Origin of the sequence: Candidatus Fokinia solitaria (genome assembly GCF_003072485.1) — a bacterium.
Lineage (GTDB): Bacteria > Pseudomonadota > Alphaproteobacteria > Rickettsiales > Midichloriaceae > Fokinia > Fokinia solitaria.
Genome location: NZ_CP025989.1, coordinates 576775 through 596069, shown reverse-complemented (window position 1 = coordinate 596069; position 19295 = coordinate 576775). Strand labels below are relative to the sequence as shown.

At 35.5% G+C, this 19295-nt stretch carries 15 protein-coding genes and 3 tRNA genes; 13 read left to right on the top strand and 5 right to left on the bottom strand.

Features of this window, described 5'->3' with window-relative positions; genetic code table 11:
• The first annotated feature begins 44 nt into the window (after positions 1 to 44).
• The 5 genes from Fsol_RS02665 to Fsol_RS03785 all read left to right on the top strand — a co-directional run bounded on the left by Fsol_RS02665 (position 45) and on the right by Fsol_RS03785 (position 2340).
• Entirely contained in the window at positions 45 to 761 is a 717-nt protein-coding gene (locus tag Fsol_RS02665) for an alpha/beta hydrolase (protein WP_108673349.1), read from the top strand.
• Between the two features lie 54 nt (positions 762 to 815).
• Positions 816 to 890: transfer RNA gene (locus Fsol_RS02660), tRNA-Thr, on the top strand.
• A 148-nt stretch (positions 891 to 1038) separates the two neighbouring features.
• On the top strand, positions 1039 to 1374 hold the full coding sequence (trxA, locus tag Fsol_RS02655; RefSeq protein ID WP_108673348.1) for a thioredoxin: 336 nt from the start codon (positions 1039 to 1041) through the stop codon (positions 1372 to 1374).
• Positions 1375 to 1381: 7 nt separating this feature from the next.
• Positions 1382 to 2119: a 7-cyano-7-deazaguanine synthase QueC gene (gene queC, locus Fsol_RS02650; RefSeq protein WP_108673347.1), complete on the top strand. Its 738-nt coding sequence runs from the start codon at positions 1382 to 1384 to the stop codon at positions 2117 to 2119.
• A 53-nt stretch (positions 2120 to 2172) separates the two neighbouring features.
• A complete protein-coding gene (locus Fsol_RS03785) occupies positions 2173 to 2340 on the top strand; it encodes a hypothetical protein (protein ID WP_158521629.1) in 168 nt (55 codons plus the stop codon).
• Positions 2341 to 2736: 396 nt separating this feature from the next.
• On the opposite strand, the gene Fsol_RS02645 is transcribed toward Fsol_RS03785, so the two are convergent.
• Together Fsol_RS02645 and Fsol_RS02640 are read right to left on the bottom strand one after the other, a co-directional pair.
• On the bottom strand, positions 2737 to 3690 hold the full coding sequence (locus tag Fsol_RS02645) for a hypothetical protein (RefSeq protein WP_145958123.1): 954 nt from the start codon (positions 3688 to 3690) through the stop codon (positions 2737 to 2739).
• Between the two features lie 133 nt (positions 3691 to 3823).
• The gene (locus Fsol_RS02640; protein ID WP_108673345.1) at positions 3824 to 4696 is read right to left on the bottom strand and encodes a kinase/pyrophosphorylase; all 873 of its coding nucleotides are present in this window, start codon (positions 4694 to 4696) and stop codon (positions 3824 to 3826) included.
• Between the two features lie 63 nt (positions 4697 to 4759).
• Here Fsol_RS02640 and pth point away from each other — a divergent pair, with 63 nt between their 5' ends.
• The 7 genes from pth (at position 4760) to Fsol_RS02605 (ending at position 15440) form a co-directional block, all read left to right on the top strand.
• Positions 4760 to 5350 carry an aminoacyl-tRNA hydrolase gene (gene pth, locus Fsol_RS02635; RefSeq protein WP_158521628.1) on the top strand — a complete coding sequence of 197 codons (591 nt, stop codon included), beginning with the start codon at positions 4760 to 4762 and terminating at the stop codon, positions 5348 to 5350.
• Between the two features lie 35 nt (positions 5351 to 5385).
• Positions 5386 to 6540 carry a tRNA 2-thiouridine(34) synthase MnmA gene (gene mnmA, locus Fsol_RS02630; RefSeq protein WP_267895677.1) on the top strand — a complete coding sequence of 385 codons (1155 nt, stop codon included), beginning with the start codon at positions 5386 to 5388 and terminating at the stop codon, positions 6538 to 6540.
• Positions 6541 to 6626: 86 nt separating this feature from the next.
• Positions 6627 to 7619, top strand: a complete 993-nt coding sequence (locus Fsol_RS02625; protein WP_108673343.1) for an MDR/zinc-dependent alcohol dehydrogenase-like family protein — start codon at positions 6627 to 6629, stop codon at positions 7617 to 7619.
• A 7-nt stretch (positions 7620 to 7626) separates the two neighbouring features.
• The gene (locus Fsol_RS02620; protein ID WP_108673566.1) at positions 7627 to 9414 is read left to right on the top strand and encodes a type IV secretory system conjugative DNA transfer family protein; all 1788 of its coding nucleotides are present in this window, start codon (positions 7627 to 7629) and stop codon (positions 9412 to 9414) included.
• A gap of 221 nt (positions 9415 to 9635) precedes the next feature.
• Positions 9636 to 11207: a type I restriction-modification system subunit M gene (locus Fsol_RS02615; RefSeq protein ID WP_108673342.1), complete on the top strand. Its 1572-nt coding sequence runs from the start codon at positions 9636 to 9638 to the stop codon at positions 11205 to 11207.
• Positions 11200 to 12366 carry a restriction endonuclease subunit S gene (locus Fsol_RS02610; RefSeq protein ID WP_108673341.1) on the top strand — a complete coding sequence of 389 codons (1167 nt, stop codon included), beginning with the start codon at positions 11200 to 11202 and terminating at the stop codon, positions 12364 to 12366. Before Fsol_RS02615 ends, Fsol_RS02610 begins: the two co-directional genes overlap by 8 nt.
• Complete coding sequence (locus Fsol_RS02605) at positions 12366 to 15440, top strand: type I restriction endonuclease subunit R (RefSeq protein ID WP_108673340.1); 3075 nt, start codon at positions 12366 to 12368, stop codon at positions 15438 to 15440. Before Fsol_RS02610 ends, Fsol_RS02605 begins: the two co-directional genes overlap by 1 nt.
• 203 nt (positions 15441 to 15643) lie before the next feature.
• Here Fsol_RS02605 and Fsol_RS02600 read toward each other — a convergent pair.
• Together Fsol_RS02600 and Fsol_RS02595 are read right to left on the bottom strand one after the other, a co-directional pair.
• A tRNA-Tyr gene (locus tag Fsol_RS02600) sits at positions 15644 to 15729 on the bottom strand.
• Between the two features lie 8 nt (positions 15730 to 15737).
• Positions 15738 to 15820 (bottom strand) — tRNA-Leu (locus tag Fsol_RS02595).
• 276 nt (positions 15821 to 16096) lie between these two features.
• Here Fsol_RS02595 and Fsol_RS02590 point away from each other — a divergent pair.
• Entirely contained in the window at positions 16097 to 18274 is a 2178-nt protein-coding gene (locus Fsol_RS02590) for a RelA/SpoT family protein (protein ID WP_108673339.1), read from the top strand.
• A gap of 122 nt (positions 18275 to 18396) precedes the next feature.
• On the opposite strand, the gene Fsol_RS02585 is transcribed toward Fsol_RS02590, so the two are convergent.
• Entirely contained in the window at positions 18397 to 19158 is a 762-nt protein-coding gene (locus Fsol_RS02585) for a hypothetical protein (protein WP_108673338.1), read from the bottom strand.
• Between the last annotated feature and the right edge of the window lie 137 nt (positions 19159 to 19295).

The window sequence follows — 19295 nt, the reverse complement described above, 5'->3', positions numbered from 1 at the left end:
TGTACACTACTGTGAGTGTATGACGTGCGTTAATATAATACGTTATGGAAAATGTGGTAATTCGCGGCTATTCCGGAAAGTTGGATGGCTATTTTCATAGAGCATTTCTTCTGACAGCACCGTCAGTTCTCATATTGTCCGGATCTCCTGATGAATGTAGTATGAACAACGAACTTATCAAATCTACTTTCAAAAGATTTGCTAATAGAGGATTTTCAGTGCTGCGTTATGATCACAGAGGTGTAGGGCGTTCTGAAGGAGAATTCAAAAAAAATATCGGAGAGTTGGTAGATGTGTCATTAGCTGTAGATTGGCTGAGAGACTCTGTACCTCAATCATCGCAATTAGTAGTCTTTGGATTTTCTTATGGTGCAGTGTTGGCATTGCGTATTTTTATGAGAAGACCTGATATCGGATATTTTGTATTATGCTCTCCTCTTGAGTGTAAATCTGATTCTAACTTTGTATCACCATGTCCTGGACCTGGTACTATCATCTATCCTTCCGGTGATTCAAAAATGATCAATGATAGCACTGTAAACTTATATCATAGATTAAGTGGACAGCAGCGATTTGAAATACGGTGCTCGATAGTGAAGGATGCAGTGCATGACTTTAGCAACAGGATGGATGAATTTATGGATAAGTTAGATGACTGTATTACGTATTTATTGGATAACAAATATAAATCAGAAAGGGCGAATTTATACGGAAAACGCAGGAAGAAGATTATAGAGAATACACTTATGGCGCAATGCTAGGAAGGAGATTGTCTTGATTCACGTTATGATATCACGTAGCATCATGCTGCGTACGCCGAATTAGCTCAGTGGTAGAGCAACCGCCTTGTAAGCGGTAGGTCATCTGTTCAAATCAGATATTCGGCACCATTAGAAATCTGTTGTACGTTACTATCTTACATAAGATATGTATTCTTCTGATTGAGATGCGAAAATAATTTCTCTTAAGCGATTTGTAGTTGCATAGAGTCTTTTATTTGAGATAATAAGTAGTACGTAAACTTGATCTATACATGCTATGTCTCATTACGTTATTGACGTGACTGATAAAGATTTTAATGCTTCCGTTGTAGAAGTAGGTGGTTATGTTTTAGTGGATTTTTGGGCACCATGGTGCGGACCATGTAAAGCGCTTTCTCCAGTGTTGGAAAGTCTTGCGAAATCTTATGAAGGACGTGTGAAAGTTTGTAAGATGAATGTAGATGAAAATACTGAAATTGTTGCTTCCGTAGGAGTTAGAGGAATTCCAATGCTTGTTCTATATAAAGATGGAAAGCAGATTGCATCTCAAGTAGGTGCAGCTACCTTGGAACAGTTAGATGTGTGGATAAAGAGTTATATTGAACAGCGATAATTTTTTTATGAATAGAGGTAAAGCAGTTGTGCTATTGAGTGGTGGATTAGATTCAGTAACTGTAGCACATTATGTTAAGAATGAGCTGCAGTTTGATATATGTGCTATTACATTCTTGTATGGACAGATGAATGCAGCTGAAATCGAATTTGCAAAGTTCAATGCGCATAAATTAGATGTTTTCGAACATATATTCGTTACGCTTGATATCTCTCATATCTCTTACTCTTCGTTGATAGATTCTGCACTGCCTCTTCCGTTAGATAGAGAAGTAAGTGATATAGAACGTCAGAATGTGCCATCTACTTATGTGCCAGCACGAAATATGATTTTTCTATCTCATGCTGCATGTTATGCAGAAACTATAAAAAGTTACGATATATTTATCGGTGTCAATTCTGTCGATTATTCAGGATATCCGGATTGCCGTAGTGGATTTATTACAGCATTTCAGAATGCAATTAATCAAGGATGCAATTTGTATGCAAATGGTAAAAAGCCTCTTAGAGTTCATGCGCCTTTGGCACGTTATAGTAAAGCCGATATAGTAAAGCTTGGACTTAAGAATGGAGTAGATTACTCAATGACGTTGAGTTGCTATAGACCATTGGTGAAAGAGAGTATAGAGCCAAGACAGCTATCAGTCACAAATTGCGGAAGATGCGATGCTTGTAGACTTCGTGATATTGGAATGACGGCGAACAATCTTCAAGGAGGTTCGAGAACTGTAATGATAGCACTGTAAACTTATATCATAGATTAAGTGGACAGCAGCGATTTGAAATACGGTGCTCGATAGTGAAGGATGCAGTACATGACTTTAGCAATAGGATGGATGAATTTATGGATAAGTTAGATGACTGTATTACGTATTTATTGGATAACAAATATAAATCAGAAAGAGCGAATTTATACGGAAAACGTAGGAAGAAGATTATAGAGAATACACTTATGGCGCAATGCTAGGAAGGAGATTGTCTTGATTCACGTTATGATATCACGTAGCATCATGCTGCGTACGCCGAATTAGCTCAGTGGTAGAGCAACCGCCTTGTAAGCGGTAGGTCATCTGTTCAAATTACGATGTGACAATACTTAGATGTGCATCGCAGAAGTATAGTAATTTGAAAATATAAAAGTGAATGATCAAACATGTGCTAATATAGTTATGTGCAGTAACCTTTTTCAATAACGTTGTGAAAGAGGCTTCCAAAACAGTTGTCATACCTTTTCATCTATACAGAGTTGTGCGCAAAAACTGTGATAGATGAAAGTACTTCTCTTCATGAATTCATCAACGATCGTAAAAGACCGAAAAGCGCTATAGCGCGACTATGCGCCAAGTGTGACGAATGATGCTTTTTAGAAACTATACGCAATTCTAAAGGTAATAAGATATTGATCAGAAAATTGCAATTCAGGATTACTGATCTTAATGAGATCAGAGCCTTGTGCTATAGCATTGACTTTTAGCGCGGTACAAGATGCTACTTGTTGTGCATTTTCTGTAATCTGATAGTTTGTATTACTTACATTCGCATACGTTTTCTCATCAGAGATTTGTATCTTATCGTCAAATCTAGTAAATCCTAATTCTAATACCATCTTATTTATTTCTGTACGTATACCTGCACCGTAAGAGTAGTACAGATTTATGCCGCCGATATCGAAGAGGTTAGATTGCGAATCACTAATGACAGTGACCATAGTTGCGGGAGTGAGACAGTTTGCGTCAGAATATACTATATTAGAAGTAGTAGTGATCCTTTTACGAGAATTAAAATCGAATAGCAGATTAGTATACGCAGCTCCAACGCTTCCATTTAAAAAACAGCCAATAGAGAAGTGTTTACAAAAATCTACAGTACCACCGAATTTTGTTTGCAATGTTAATGTAGTAAAGTTAAGTTCTTTTAATATTTCTGATTGCTCTCTCCCTTTCTTTTGGCAATACTGAAAGTAAGATAGAGTAGGGCCAGAATACAGGAAAATTCTACCTTTATCGTATGTAGCTTGTCTTACGAGATATAACAAATCTGCACTAATCCCATTCAAAGCCGATTTCTGACTTATATCTGTTATGTTATTAAATTTTTCTGATGAAGATGGTGCGATATTTTGCTGTATACCACTTGTCGCTTTTATGTCTAAATTGTTGTTATAAAGAAATGAGAATCCGAGTTCGCATGTTTTTTGATTAAAATTTGGAGTAGTGAAAGTATTAGTAAACTGAGGCTGATACCTTTCAACTGAAGCCTCCGCTGCAGAGATATTGATTGCAAGCGCAAGAAGTAATAGAAAAGGAGACACACGCATCGAAGTAAAACAATCTGAATAATGTAGTATAATTACGCCATATATTAGCTTATCGGTAGATCTTGTCAATCTATAGACTGCTTATTCTGTACAAGATGTCTTTTTGATATTATATATCGTCTCCAATTCATAATTACTTTGTTATAAAACTGCTTTTTGTGAAATTTGTACTATTGGCATAATATGTGAACATTGAGATAATTTCTGCAGATATTTCTTCTATTCCTCTGTAAGTGGCATTTATAACGTCAATATCTAGTTCTCTGAATATGTCTCTTGCGCTTTTTACTTCCGTATTAATGATACTAATATCGGTATAATTGCCATATGCAAGTGTTTTTACCGTTGTTTGTACAGTATTTTCCATAAGAAATCTGTGTTTTCGCTTTTGATATATTGTTTGCGCATCTAAGTCTATACCTACAATAAATGTGCTGTATTTTATACGTCTTAACTCATTCATAATATAATCTCTGTACTCGAGTACGATCGGAATGTTAGCGACTTTATATCCTTTACACGCAAGATAAAATGAAATAGGAGTTTTAGAGCTTCTAGATACTCCAAGCAGTACAATATCAGCGTTTTCTACGTCATCAATTTTAGTACCATCATCGTGCTCTATTGCAAATCTGACGCTTTCTGCTACGTCATAATGTTTTTCTTCCAGTAAACTCTTACCGAAATTTTTCCTTGCAGGTTTATTTATGATAGATTGTATCTTCAAGGAAGGTTCTTCAATTGGAGAAAAAGAGTATATATTCTTCTTTTTTAGCGCGTCTGTTAAATACCTTTTAACTTCATCATCTGCTATTGTGTATATTACTATATTCTCATAACTGTGATCGATCGTATTAAGCATATCAGATGCTTTTTCCACGCTTCTCACAAATGACCATAAATACTCATCAACCTTCAGATCTGAGAATTGAGTTATTACAGCTCTTCCAAGTTCTTTAACGGTATTACCAGAAGAATCCGATACTAAATGTAGATGGATATGCATTGAAAACAAAGTTTGCGAGTAGTATCCATAATGAAGATAAAAGGTGCTTAGATGTTTGTATATATGATAATAATAGGTTTAGGAAATATAGGGCGTAAATATTGCGGTACGCGCCATAATGTAGGATTTGATTGTATTGATACTATAAGTCAAAGATATAATGTAAAACTCGGAAAAGCTTATGATGGCGAGTTTGGAGTAATTGAAGCGGCGTTACATGATGTAGGTATCAAAAAATTATTCTTGTTTAAACCTGGTAAGTATATGAATAATTCGGGAGAACCAGCGCAAAAAGTAGTACACTACTGGAAAATTTCAATTGATAACGTGATAGTGATACATGATGATTTAGATATCAAATGCGGCACTATCAGAATCAAAAAAGGAGGAAGTAGTGGAGGACATAACGGTATTAAATCAATAGACTCTTGCTTAGGTAATGATTATTGGAGAATCAGAATTGGTATAGGGAAAGATAAGCTCGCTTCAGCTAGTGATTTCGTCTTGCAAAGCTTCTTGAAAGAAGAGAGAATTCTCGTCGATAGAGTATATGATATATTATCGTCAAATATTGAGGATATAAAGCTGATCACTTCAAATGAAGTTGCAAGGGCAGATTTAGTGAATAAAGTGAACAACGTGCAATACGTATAACGTGTAGAAGTAGATGATATTTGTTTGAAATAAGTATGAATAACGTAAAGGAGATTTTGTCGAAAATAGAGAAAAATTTAGATAATCTTTCTCTCGGTTCGAGAGTGGTAGTTGCGATGTCCGGAGGTGTGGATAGTTCTGTTGCTGCAGCAGTTCTAAAGCATATGGGGTATGATGTGATTGGAGTAACGTTACAGTTATACGATAGCGATTCTTTAGAGAACAGAAAAGGCGCATGTTGTGCAGGTATAGATATATACGATGCGCAAATGGTTGCGCAGAAAATAGGTATAAAACATTACGTATTCAATTATAAGGATAATTTTTTTAACTCCGTCGTATCGAAATTTATCGATAGTTATGAGAATGGAGAAACTCCTATTCCATGTATATTGTGTAATCAAACTGTAAAATTTGAAGACTTGTTGAAAGCTGCAACGTTGCTTGATGCCTCATGCATGGTGACAGGGCATTACGTGAGGAAAATATCTAAGAATAATGCATGTCATTTGTTGAAGGGTATTAGTAACCTAAAAGATCAAAGCTATTTTTTATTTTCTGTAACAAAGGAGCAGCTTTCTTTCTTGAGATTTCCATTAGGTAACTTGGAAAAAACGGAAACAAGAATGTTAGCAGAGTATTTTAAGCTAGATGTGGCAAAGAAGCGTGATAGTCAAGATATATGCTTTGTACCGAATGGCAATTACAGAGATGTTATAAGAAAATATAGAAGTGATTTAAAAAAAGGAAGTATAGTGCATGTCAGTAGTGGCGCAATTTTAGGAGAACATGCAGGTATTGTGAATTATACAATAGGACAAAGAAGAGGTATCGGAATTCAAAGCAAAGAACCATTGTATGTTGTTAAGTTAGAAGCGGCAACTAACACGGTATTTGTTGGAGAAAGATGTTATCTTAGTACAAAAATAGTGCATGTTAGAGATATAAACTGGCTTGCAGAAGATCTATATAATATAGATTCATCATTTCATACTATAGATTGTACGGTAAAGTTGCGATCTGCGCATAAAGGTACAGAAGCTTCCATAAGATTTAATGAAAAAGACTATAGTACTGGTATAGTGACTCTATTCTCAAGCTATGATGGTGTAACTCCAGGACAAGCCTGTGTTATGTATGACGGTGACAGAATGTTAGGAGGAGGATGGATTGTAAAAATTAAAGAATGAGATTCATATCTTAATATCTATATTATCATATTGAAATTAATAGAAATGATAGCTAGAATTCAAAAAAAGATTGTATAGCTAAGGACGTGGGGTATCGCTTTGAAGCATTTTATAGCGGTGGTAGTTATGGTTTACGAAAAGTAGAGGACGATACTGAAAATGTTTACGCGGGGCGGGGTATTCTCCTGGAGAATATTGCCGTTTCCATTGAAGGGCTTGATATATCGGATGTAGTAAGCGCAAAGAGTGAAAACGGTCTTTGTATAGGACATATAGGATGTGGACGTATAACGGACTTAGATATGGAAGCGAAAGCGAAATTTAATGTAGGTGATATAGTGCTGTATATCAAAAAGAGCGGTAAGACGCTTAGCAAATATGTCGTCCTAAATGCTTCGAATATCCTTATTCTACCGAATTGGTTGCAGCCAAACGTTGCTGTATCTATGTTTTTCAAATTGATACAAGCGTACATTTTACTTGCGAAAGTATATATAGTTTTTGATGGTACGGTAGTCTTGATACATAATGCTACTTCCGCTGAATCTATTATTCTTGGAGTTATAGCACAATACGCAAAAGCAAAAAAAGTAATAGGAGTCGTAAAGAAAGGTGCGAATATCTCTTCTGAAGTACGAGTTGGATGTAATGACTTTATAACACTTGACGATGATAGCGCATTTCTAAGTCAAATTAAAAATTTAACCGAATATTCTGGTGTACATGTAACGTATGATAATATGGGGACTTCTTCTATACCGTATTCGGTGAATGCGCTGCTAAATTTCGGTACAATCGTGAATTACGGCAGTTTAGGGCAGCCTATTGACTCAATCGACGTGAAGTTACTGCAAGAAAAGTCTCTATTCTTTACGAAATGCTCAGTATTACAGTATCAATTCATTTCTCAAGCGAGCTTCGTATTAAATATGCTATATTCCTTTGATCTTTTAGCTAAAAAAATAGCATCACTTCCTATAGAGGCTGTATCAGCAGATGAAGTAGTATCAAAATTTCCCTCAATCATCAAAGCATTCGTTGAAGATAGTAGCGCAAATTCTTTTGTTGTGACTTTTTAATGTGGCTATGAAGAGCTTTACAAATACCATACGAAATTTTTTTGTTCTCGTAGTATTTCTCTCATGTACGATATGTATGAGTTTGTACGTCTCTGGCTATATATTTATGATATCTCAAGATTATTCAAATCTTTCAAGTATCGAAGCTATCATAAGTATAAAAGCAAATATCACAATGCTACTAGATATGATGTATTGGATGATAAACAACTACAGCGCTATAACGTTTTGGAGTTATAATTATATCTTACCGCGATATGTCATTTCCATTTGTGCGCCTATGTTTTTGCAGTTTTTTCTACTATTTCGCTATAGAAGTAAATTGCATGAGATACGTCCGTTTCAAGAGGAAGAGTCAATTTATGGAGACGCTCATTGGGCTACTAAAGGTGAAATAGAGAAAGCGGGATTGAGAAAGAAAAATGGAATGTTACTCGGAGAAGATCAGGATGGACTTTATGTTGCAGATGGTTATCAGCATGCTTTACTTTTTGCTCCTACAGGCTCTGGTAAAGGTGTAGGATTTGCGATACCGAATCTTCTTTTTTGGGAAGAGTCACTCATTGTGCATGATATTAAGTTGGAGAACTATGAATTAACAAGCGGATGGAGGGAAAAAGCGGGGCAGAAAGTATTTGTATGGAATCCTGCTGATCCGGATGGTATAACGCACTGCTATAATCCGCTGGATTGGGTGAGTGATAAACCTGGACAGATGATTGATGATATACAAAAAATTGCGAATCTTTTACTTGCTAAAAAAGATTTCTGGGAGAATGAAGCGCGTACTCTCTTCCTTGGAATAGCATTATATATAATAGCAAAGGGAGATAGACTATCATTCGGAGAAGTTACGAGAGTGTTAAGAAGTGATGATATGGCGTACACTCTTGCTGTAGGGCTTGATACGTTAGGAGAGATAATACATCCCGTAGGATATATGAATCTCGCTGCATTTCTTCAGAAAGCGGATAAAGAAAGATCTGGTGTAGCTTCTACTCTCAGCTCTGCTTTAGAGTTATGGGCTAATCCTTTAATTGACGTTGCTACCGCTACTAGTGATTTCAATTTTTCTGTGATGAGAAGAGAGAAAATTACGGTATATGTCGGTCTAACGCCTGATAACTTAAAACGCTTGCAATCTTTGATGCAAGTGTTTTATCAGCAAGCTACTGAGTTTTTAACGAGAAAATTACCAGGCGCAGATGAGCCATATGGAGTGATGTTTCTGATGGATGAATTTCCAACTCTTGGAAGAATGGATCAGTTTATGAACGGAATTGCTTACTTTAGAGGATATCACGTTAGGCTGTTTCTGATAGTGCAAGATACGCAGCAGCTTAAAGGAATATATGAAGAACCAGGAATGAATTCTTTTCTTTCAAATAGTACGTATAGGATCACATTTGCCGCTAATAATATGGAAACTGCTAATCTTATATCGCAGTTGTGTGGTAATAAAAGTGCGAGACAAGTGTCTTCGAGTGAGCCAGAGTTTTTCGATTTAAATCCGTCGTCGCGATCTTTAAGCGTTTCTAAGACGCAAAGGGCATTGTTATTACCTCAAGAAGTGATTTCATTACCTAGAGATGAACAAATCATATTGATTGAATCGCAACCTCCTATAAAAGCGAAGAAAATCATGTATTACAAAAATAAGCTATTTACCGAAAGATTATTACCAAAGACTGCAATACCTAAACAAGAAGCGTATAAAATTGCGGGACGTGATGATGAGAATGCATCTAGCATTGATGTAGATAACGCTATTCAGATAGAAGAAGACAAGTCTTAGATAGAATGTCCATTGATCTGCGTGAGGGTGTAAGATTTTTGACTTTGCGCTATGCAAAGACATCAAGCAGGTGAGTATTGTAGCATGACTATTTCGAAGTAATAGCCTGGTAAGTGTACTATTATATGCTTTGCTTTATGGTATTTTTATTTACTTGACTACGTTGTCAGTCTTTTTTATCTTTCCGAGTAGTTAAAACATACGCATTTTCAAATGAAAAAATGATAGATAATAGAAAAGAACAAGAGCGTGCCGCATTACATTCAGCTATTTGGCAAATGGCTAATGATTTACGCGGAAGTGTTGACGGATGGGATTTTAAGCAATATGTGCTTGGAATGATATTTTATCGCTTTCTTTCAGAACGTTTTGTATCTTATATCAACGAGCAGAATAACAAGGGACAGAATACAGCAAAAGCTTTCGATTATGCGAGTTTAACGGATGAGGAAGCAAAGCGAGAGTGCCAAGAGGCTTTTACTGAGGAAAAAGGATATTTTATACTTCCAAGTCAGCTATTTGATAGCGTACAAAAACGCGCTGCTAAAGATGAAAATTTAAACGAAACTTTACAAAATATTTTTCAGAGTATTGAAAGATCTGCTATCGGTAAAGAAAGTGAAAGTGATATAAAAGGATTATTCGACGATATAGATGTTAATAGTAGTAAGCTTGGTGCTACAGTAAGAAAGCGCAATGAGTTACTGTTTAAGCTAATAAATGCGGTAAGCGCTATAAATTTTGGCAATTATGCTGATAGTACAATCGATGGTGCAGGTGATGCTTATGAATACCTGATGGGAATGTACGCTTCTAGCGCAGGTAAGTCAGGTGGTGAGTTTTTTACTCCGCAAGAAGTTTCAGAGTTACTTGCTAATCTCGCTATCGATGGTAGAGAAAAGGTATATAGTGTCTATGATCCTGCTTGTGGTTCTGGTTCATTGCTTCTCAAATTCACAAAGATGGGGAGAAACGTAGAATTTTATGGTCAAGAGATCAATCTCACAACATATAATCTCTGTCGTATGAACATGTTTTTGCACGGTATTGATTATGATCGCTTTGAAATTGAGCATGGCGATACTCTGACAGAGCCATATCAGCATAAGAGAACATTTGATGCAATTGTTTCAAATCCTCCATACTCTACCAAATGGAATGGAGATGCAGATCAACAGCTAGTTAATGATCCACGTTTTTCATCCACTGCGCTAGCACCTAGAAGTAAGGCTGATCTTGCGTTTGTAATGCATTCGTTGTCAGTGCTCAAGGAAAACGGTACAGCTGCGATTGTCTGCTTTCCTGGCGTGTTATATCGTGCCGGTGCAGAGCAAAAGATCAGAAAATATCTAATTGAGTGCAATCATATCGATGCCGTTATTCAGTTACCTTCAGATCTATTTTTTGGCACATCAATAGGTACATGTATCTTAGTTTTGAAAAAGAATAGAACGAAAGATAGTAAGATATTGTTTATTGATGCAAGTGCGGAATTTATACGTGTATCAGCTAAGAACAAATTAACAACATCTAATATAGAAAAGATTGTGCAGTGCTATAATGGTCGTACTGAGCAGAAACACTTTTCACGACTTGTGGAATGTAATGAAGTTGCAGAAAATAGTTATAATGTTAGCGTAAGCGCTTATGTAGAGAAAGAAAGTGAGAACGACGCAGTAGATATTATCGAGCTTAATGCGGAAATCGCAGAAATTACGCAACGTCAAGCTGAGTTGCGTGCGCAAATTGATGCAATTGTAGCAAAACTGGAAGGTAAAAAGTCGCATGAATAAAATTGATGAATTAATTGCGAGATGTTGTAAAGATAACAACACGTATAGAGCATTAAGTGAAGTTTTAGATTATATACGTCCTGATAAGTATATTGTGCAATCAACAAAGTATGATAGTTCCTCTCCTATTCCCGTTTTGACTGCAGGTAAGAGCTTCATCTTAGGATATACAAATGAGCTGAATGGAGTTTATCATGCGAGTAGAGAAGTTCCTTCTATTATATTTGATGATTTTACTACATCTTGTCAGTGGGTAGATTTTGCTTTTAAAGTAAAAAGCTCTGCGATGAAGATTCTTATTCCGAAAGAAGGGGTAAATCTCAGATATGTGTACTACGCTATGAAGTGCATACGATATATTCCTTCAGATCATGCGCGTCAATGGCTCTCAAAATATTCTTGTTATAAGATTTTTTATCCGGCAATGGAAGTTCAAAAGGAGATTGTGACGATATTGGATGCATTTACTAAGTATGAAGCGGAACTGGCTGCGGAACTGGCTGCACGTAAGAAACAATATGAGTACTACCGTGATGCACTGTTTACATTTAGTGAACATGATGCACAGTTAGTGACATTAGCTTCGATAGGCAGTTTTATTCGTTGTAGTAGTGGATTGCAGAAAAAGGATTTTGCTACTCATGGTATAGGATGCATTCATTATGGAGAGATCTATACTTATTACGGTACGCATACAGATAGTACTAGGTCATTTGTATCAAAAGTCTTTGCTAAGAAGGGAAGAATGGCATGTACTGGAGATTTAATTATTGCTACTACAAGCGAAAATGATAGAGATGTATGTAAAGCAGTTGCGTGGCTTGGAAAAGATGAGATTGCAATTAGTTATCACGCGTGTATTTATCGTCATTCTCTACATCCGAAATACGTTGCGTATTTTTTTCAAACGCGATTCTTTCAAGAGCAAAAAAGACGTTATATATGTGGTACTAAAGTTAGAGAAGTGAATACAGAAAGTATGGGGAAATTTTTAATTCCAGTGCCGGCAATGGAGGAACAAGAGCGTATTGTTTCAATTCTTGATAAATTTGATTCAATGCTGAATGATCGCTCAGAAGGCTTACTATTCGAGATCGAAGCACGTAAGAAACAATATGAGTACTATCGTGATAATTTATTAACTTTTAAGAAAATGTGATGATTAGAGCTAATTCAGTTAAGGAAACTCAGAAAAGCACTGTTATTAAAGAGTATACGCCATCTAATGATGGTAAAAAGTACGACTCTGAAGCAGAGATCGAAGCTGAACTTATAAGAATTTTGACAGAAGAGAATGGATATGAATACTTACCATCTATTAAGAATAACAGAGCACTTTTGGATAATCTACGCGAGCGACTTTCATCTTTGAATAAGATAAAATTTACTGATAATGAATGGGAACATTACCGTAATGAATATCTAACTAAAAAAAATAGTGGAGTAAAAGAAAAGACAAAAAATGTGCAAGAGGACTACGTGTACAGTATGAAACGCGATGATGGCAGTACGAAGAATATCTATATCCTTAATAAAAGTGATAAAAACGGCAATCTCGGTGAGAATGTCATGCAAGTGATCAGTCAATATAAAGCTGGAGGAGAGCATAAGGATCAATGCGAAGCTGGAGGAGAGCATAAGAATCGATATGATGTTACTATTCTTGTTAATGGTCTTCCGCTGGTTCACATTGAATTAAAAAGTTATGCAGCTTCATTTTATGATGCATTCGCGCAAATTGAGCGTTATCAGCGAGAAAGCTTTGGTAGTGATGATGGGTTATTTGAATACGTGCAGATATTCGTAATTTCAAACGGTGCAGAGACAAAATATTATGCGAATAATACTCCAGAAAAGACAAAGTATAGCAAAGATAATGTTGGATTTCATGAAGTAACAAATTGGTGGACGGATGCTCAAAATACACGTATTGCGAAGCTTACCGATTTTGCAAGAACATTTCTTTCTAGACATTCGTTGTTCTCGATTTTAACTCGTTACTGTCTTATTAGAAAAGATTACTCAAAGAATAAAGAATTGTTGTGTGTGTTACGTCCATATCAAATTGCAGCGATAGAATGTATCCTTGAAAAAATTCGTACATCAACGGAAAGTAATCAGCTTGGTTGTAGGGAAGCTAATGGCTATATTTGGCATGCAACAGGTAGCGGAAAGACGATAACTAGTTTTAAAGTAGCGAAACTTGCAAGTGAGATAGATGGTATAGATAAGGTACTATTTGTGGTTGATCGAAAAGACTTAGATTATCAAACGACAGAAGAATATAATAATATCGAGAAAGATGCAGTAAATCAGACTTCAAATACAAAAAGTTTAGAAAGGCACTTATCTACAAGTTATGAGAAAAAAATTATAATCACCACTCTTCAAAAATTGAGAATATTCATTTCTAAAAATAAAAAGCACGATATTTTTAACAAGCATGTAATTTTAATTTTTGATGAATGTCATCGCTCGCATTTTGGTAAAACGCATATTGAAATCGTGAAAAATTTTAAGAAATATCACATTTTTGGATTTACAGGTACGCCAATTTTTCAGAAGAATTCTTCTTCTAGCAGTATTTCAGAGTTTCGTACTACCGAAGATATTTTCGGACAAAAACTTCACGCTTATACGATTCTGAATGCGATAAGTGATAGAAGTGTTCTGCAATTTATGGTGGATTACTGCTCTATTGACCTAAAAGCTAAAGATGATATAGAAGAGAAAGATATTCCTGGTATTGATAAAGAGAGTGCTTATTATTCACCAAACCGTATAGCGTTAATAACGAAGTATATCATTAGCCGCTTCGATCAAAAGACAAAACGAAATAAGAATTTGGATATAGAAGAGAAACGTAAGAACGGTTTTAATTCTATCTTTGCAGTAGGTTCAATCTATGCTGCGATAAAATATTATAAGCAGTTTAAAGCAGCAAAGACCGATTTGAATATAGCACTCATCTATAGCTTAAAGGAAAGCAATAAATCTGATGAAGATCTTGATGAAGATCTCGATGCTAATCCACACGAGTCCAGCGAAATGAATAGCAATGATTTTCTTGCTGTCGCGATCAAAGAGTATAATGAAATCTTTAAAACTGATTATAGCATTAGTACATATGACGCTTACTATCAGAATCTATCAAAAAGAATGAAAGATGGTCAAATCGATTTACTCATCGTGGTAGATATGTTTTTAACAGGATTTGATGCAAGAACTGTAAATACCTTATGGCTTGATAGAAAGCTACAATATCATAATTTAATTCAAGCATTCTCACGGACTAATCGTATTTCTAGTGCAGTAAAAAGCTATGGTCAAATCGTTGATTTTCGTAGTCAGCGGGATAATACTGAAGATGCTATTTGTCTTTTTAGTAATGAAGCGTCAACTAATACTGTTCTCGCAAGGAAATACGAAGATTATTATTCAGGATGGAATGAAGGAGGAAAGCATCATGAAGGATATGTTGACTTAGTTCAGCAGTTAAAAAAGCGTTTTCCATTACAGCAAAGTATTGAAAATGAAGAAGTGAAGAGGGAATTTTGTGAGATTTTTGCTCGTATTCTGCATTCTCATAATACCCTTTCTTTTTTTGATGACTTTGAAAAAGCTGAAGAAAGATTACCAGACGATATCTATCAAGATTATCTTGGTCGGTATAGTAACCTTTGTGCTGAGTATAAAAAGAATAGAAATCTTGAAAAAGAAGATATTAGTCTAGATATTACTGCTGAAATGGTCTTTGTAAACCAAATCGCTTACAATATTGATAACATTTTTGAGCTTTTGAAAAAGTATCAGTGCTATTCTGATAAAGAAGTGTTAAATGAGATACGCAGAAAGATCGAAGCTAGTCCTGAATTACACAGTAAAAGAGAACTAATTGAAAGCTTTATAGAGCAGTTGAAGAAAAATGCCGATGCTGTAATTGATAAAGATATTGAACAAAGATGGCAAAAGTATGTCGCACAGAGTCAGGAGAAAGAGCTTAATAAAATCATAGAAGAAGAAAAGCTAGATCCAGTAAAAACGAAAGATTATATGCAAGAAGCTTTTGCAACAGAAGAAATGCGATGTACTGGCACAAGGATGACAGACCTATGGCAGAAAGGCGTAAACAATTTTGAACGCGTTGGTAAGAAAGGAACAATATTTCAGCGTCTTTCTCTTTTCTTCGAGAAATACTCAAATTGCGATCTAAGAAGCAGCTTATATAAGTAGGAAGCTTTAGGTAGTCGATCAAAACTCTCCTTCCTTTATAATGAGATAGCAGTCTAAAGCCTTCATCTAGTGTAACTTATCATTCAAATCTATTGTTGTTATGAGTGAGCGGATTAGTACGTGCTTGCGAGCTTATAAGCTACGCTACCTTATCATCTTCTTATCTCAAATAGGGAAGTCTGCCAAAGATTGAATTAGCGCAATGGTGGAGAGAGTAGGATTCGAACCTACGAACGCGTATGCGGGCGGATTTACAGTCCGCTGCTTTTGACCACTCAGCCATCTCTCCAAAAGGCGTACCCGTGGCCGGACTCGAACCGGCAAGAGATTGCGCTCCACGGATTTTAAGTCCGTTATGTCTACCATTCCATCACACGGGCTAAGAACACCTCACTAAATATGAATACTATTTAAAGAAGAATAGTACAAGTGCTTTCGGTAAAATGTGCGAGATTTCGTCTGTAAAAATGAAAAGATCAATGTAAATGATATAATACTTACAATATAGTGGCATTTTCGTGAGTTTTTTGCTTTGTTTATATTTTACGTATTACGAAGTGAGAAGCGGGTTACGTCATCAATTAATATCTTTTAATATTGTTTTAAGAGACAATTAAATTGATCATCAATCGATATTATTAACTTAAAATTGACATATGAAACACAATGGTAGTGAAGTATCGCAAGTCAACAATTCGACAGAAGTACTAGTCGATGAAGCAGTTGATAAGCTATTGTCTATGATAAGAGAGAGATTTCAGAATATTGACGAAGATGCAGTTAGAAAAGCTGTGAGTGTTGCGAGGAATTTACATAGTGGACAGACAAGGAGTTCTGGAGAGCCATACGTTTTGCATTGTATTGAAGTGGCAATAATAGTTCTGCAATTCAATCTTAACACAAAAGCAGTTGTAGCAGCGGTATTACATGATGTACTTGAAGACAGCAGTGTAACGTTTCAAGAGCTGAAGACATTATTTGGTGAAAAAGAAGCAGAGTTAGTGGATGGATTAACAAAGGTAAAGAAGGATGCTTATTTAGATGCAGCATTCAGATATTCGCAAAGTATGAAAAAATTTCTTTTAGCTGCAGCAGATGATATAATAATTTTACTGATAAAGCTTGCGGACAGATTGCATAATATGAGAACTCTTCATTTTATCAGAAAGAGTAAGAAAATAGAAAGAATTGCGAGGGAGACATTGAAGATATATGTACCACTTGCAGAGAAGCTTGGGATAGAGTGGTGTAAGAATGAGCTTGCTAATTTAGCTTCCAGTGCATTAGATGCTGCGCTGCATAAAAGAGTTGTGCAAAGACTGAATTCTGTTAAACAAAAATATCTAAAGGATAAGGATAGAATTCTTAATATTCTTGATGAAGTGATGGTAAAGCACGGTATCAAAGCGGTGATAGTATGCAGAGAAAAAGATCCTTATTCTGTTCTATGCAAGATTAAGGAGAAAGGTATACCTGTAGAAAGTATTAATCAGCTTCATGATATTCTCGGATTTAGAATTCTGACCAATACTGTAAAAGAGTGTTACTTGGCGTTATTTGCTGTGCATGCGACATATACTGCGATACCTGGCAGAATAAAAGATTATATCAGTATGCCGAAAAGCAATGGATATCAATCACTTCATACATCTATTGCGAATGTTTTAGAAATACCGATAGAGATTCAGATAAGGACATTTGACATGCATAAGGTAGCGGAAAATGGCATTGCTGCGCATTGGCGTTATAAAAGCGGCATGGGGTGTGTTTCAGATATATCGAAAGAATGGCTTCTAGAGTTAGATCATGCATTATGGAGAACCGATTCTCCGGAAACGATAATGGAGTATGTAGAGCGAAGCATCTCTCCAAGCGCAATATCTTGCTTTTCGCCAGCTGGTAAAACAGTTTCTTTGCCGGAAGGCGCTACTGTGTTAGACTTTGCATTTGCAATACACTCTGATGTCGGATTGAAGTGTATTAAAGCATCTGTAAATTCGGTAGAAGTACCAATAACTCATGTACTAGCAAATGGCGATAGTGTGCATGTGTTTACAGGGCAACAGATCAGCGCAAAACTGGATTGGTTGAATGCTGTAACTACTACAAAAGCAGTAAGAAAGATCAGAAAATACCTTAAAGCGCAGGGCAAAATGTCTATTATCGAGGTAGGAAAAGGTCAGTTATTAAGCGTATTGAAAAAACATCGTATCGAGTACGTGGTAGAGTTCATTAATGTTCTGATGGATTCGTTTCATGTGATGACGAGAGCTGAGCTGTATTACCTAGTAGGGTGTGGCAAAATTCGTGTGTCAAAGCTGGATAAAGTTGTTCTAAGCAAGAAGATATTTGCTGATATGTCTGCAACGCGGAAAATGCCTGAGAAAATACGAGAGAGCAGAGCGATATTTGATGCTAAAGCAACTATTACATTTCCTAATTGCTGCAATCCTCTTCCATTAGATGAAATTATAGGCATTAGAAGAAGAGATAACGTACTGGAGATTCATATGAAAAATTGTATGAGAATTATGGAGGATGAAGAAACGGTTAATGTGAAATGGAGCGATATCATAAAGAAAGTAGTGCTATCTATTAGCATCATTGGAGAAGCTGAAGAGGCATTGGAGTTAATAAAATTAGCGTTTGCCATGTTTGGACAATGTGTGAATGTTGAAGTGTACGAGAATAGTGCATCATTTAGAATCAATATAAGAATTTCAGAGTTTCAAGATAGTATGTTGCAGCATTTTATAGATTCGTGTAAGAGAAAAGCAGGAAAAGCAATGAAGATCTCATCTTACGTAAGAATTAAAAGCTTTAGTAGATTATAAGCTTTTTTAAAAGTATCAGTAGCGCATCATAATACACAATGTATATTGTTGCAATTTAACATTTCTTACGATTGTGAAAATGCGAGAGTATTTTTATTAAATTGAGTTGATAATGAGCTGAACTATAAGTGATATTCTAAATTCTCATCCATTGTGAGATATAAAAATTCTGGCATTGTTGGACTCTGTTCATGCAGCAATCGTATTATGTCGTTTCTTAATTCATCTTGATGTTCTGATAAGCTATGTAGATCATTCAATATTTGTTGATGATTGATATTGTGCTTATTTAATATCACTTTCTTAATTATAAATTTTTCACTTAATGCTTTTAAAAATGGCGCTATCTTATTGTTATGCATAACGATTACTGCTGAAGAATTATGCGTTTCTTGTATAGAAAGCTTTATTTCTTTATCAATTACTTGCCGAGTATTAATAGTATTGCGCGTTACTCTGCTATCTAACACGTTGAGAATGGTATGAGTGATATCAATTTTCTCTGTAAGGGTAGAGGTATCTAGGTGCTTTAGCGCTTCATTTATCATTATCACTTCAGAGTGATGAGAAAAGCTTAACTCTCTAACTTTATATAGAACTTGTTTTACTTTTTCTTGGAAATCGATGAAATACTGTACCCGATATACATTTTCTACGATGTCTTGTAGTATGTTGGTTTTTTCAAATTTTTTCAGCGATACGGTAAGAAGATGCGGAATCTTTGTAGTGATATCATATGGTATAAAGATGGAGCAATATAGTCGTGACAATTCGATATTGATATCATTGACATACGTTACTTCCTTGAATATCGGCGTATATTTACATGGATCATACGTATAGTGTTTTACAGAAGATAGATAAAGCATAAAATTCATTAACATCTTATTAACGAATAATATCATATTTTATTCAAAATAAATATCTTTTTGTAAAATTTTAACTATCTAGCTTTTTATAAAGAAAAATTTCAAAAGAATAGATAGAGGAAAAAGTGCTATAATAACTGCATTTGATGCAC

Coding starts and splice junctions, on each gene's coding strand:
- Fsol_RS02620 (WP_108673566.1), top strand. CDS start 7,627: ATGAAGAGCTTTACAAATACCATACGAAATTTTTTTGTTCTCGTAGTA.
- Fsol_RS02610 (WP_108673341.1), top strand. CDS start 11,200: ATGAATAAAATTGATGAATTAATTGCGAGATGTTGTAAAGATAACAAC.
- Fsol_RS02640 (WP_108673345.1), bottom strand. CDS start 4,696: ATGCATATCCATCTACATTTAGTATCGGATTCTTCTGGTAATACCGTT.
- Fsol_RS02665 (WP_108673349.1), top strand. CDS start 45: ATGGAAAATGTGGTAATTCGCGGCTATTCCGGAAAGTTGGATGGCTAT.
- trxA (WP_108673348.1), top strand. CDS start 1,039: ATGTCTCATTACGTTATTGACGTGACTGATAAAGATTTTAATGCTTCC.
- Fsol_RS02590 (WP_108673339.1), top strand. CDS start 16,097: ATGAAACACAATGGTAGTGAAGTATCGCAAGTCAACAATTCGACAGAA.
- Fsol_RS02585 (WP_108673338.1), bottom strand. CDS start 19,158: ATGTTAATGAATTTTATGCTTTATCTATCTTCTGTAAAACACTATACG.
- pth (WP_158521628.1), top strand. CDS start 4,760: ATGATAATAATAGGTTTAGGAAATATAGGGCGTAAATATTGCGGTACG.
- mnmA (WP_267895677.1), top strand. CDS start 5,386: ATGAATAACGTAAAGGAGATTTTGTCGAAAATAGAGAAAAATTTAGAT.
- Fsol_RS02615 (WP_108673342.1), top strand. CDS start 9,636: ATGATAGATAATAGAAAAGAACAAGAGCGTGCCGCATTACATTCAGCT.
- Fsol_RS02645 (WP_145958123.1), bottom strand. CDS start 3,690: ATGCGTGTGTCTCCTTTTCTATTACTTCTTGCGCTTGCAATCAATATC.
- queC (WP_108673347.1), top strand. CDS start 1,382: ATGAATAGAGGTAAAGCAGTTGTGCTATTGAGTGGTGGATTAGATTCA.
- Fsol_RS02605 (WP_108673340.1), top strand. CDS start 12,366: ATGATTAGAGCTAATTCAGTTAAGGAAACTCAGAAAAGCACTGTTATT.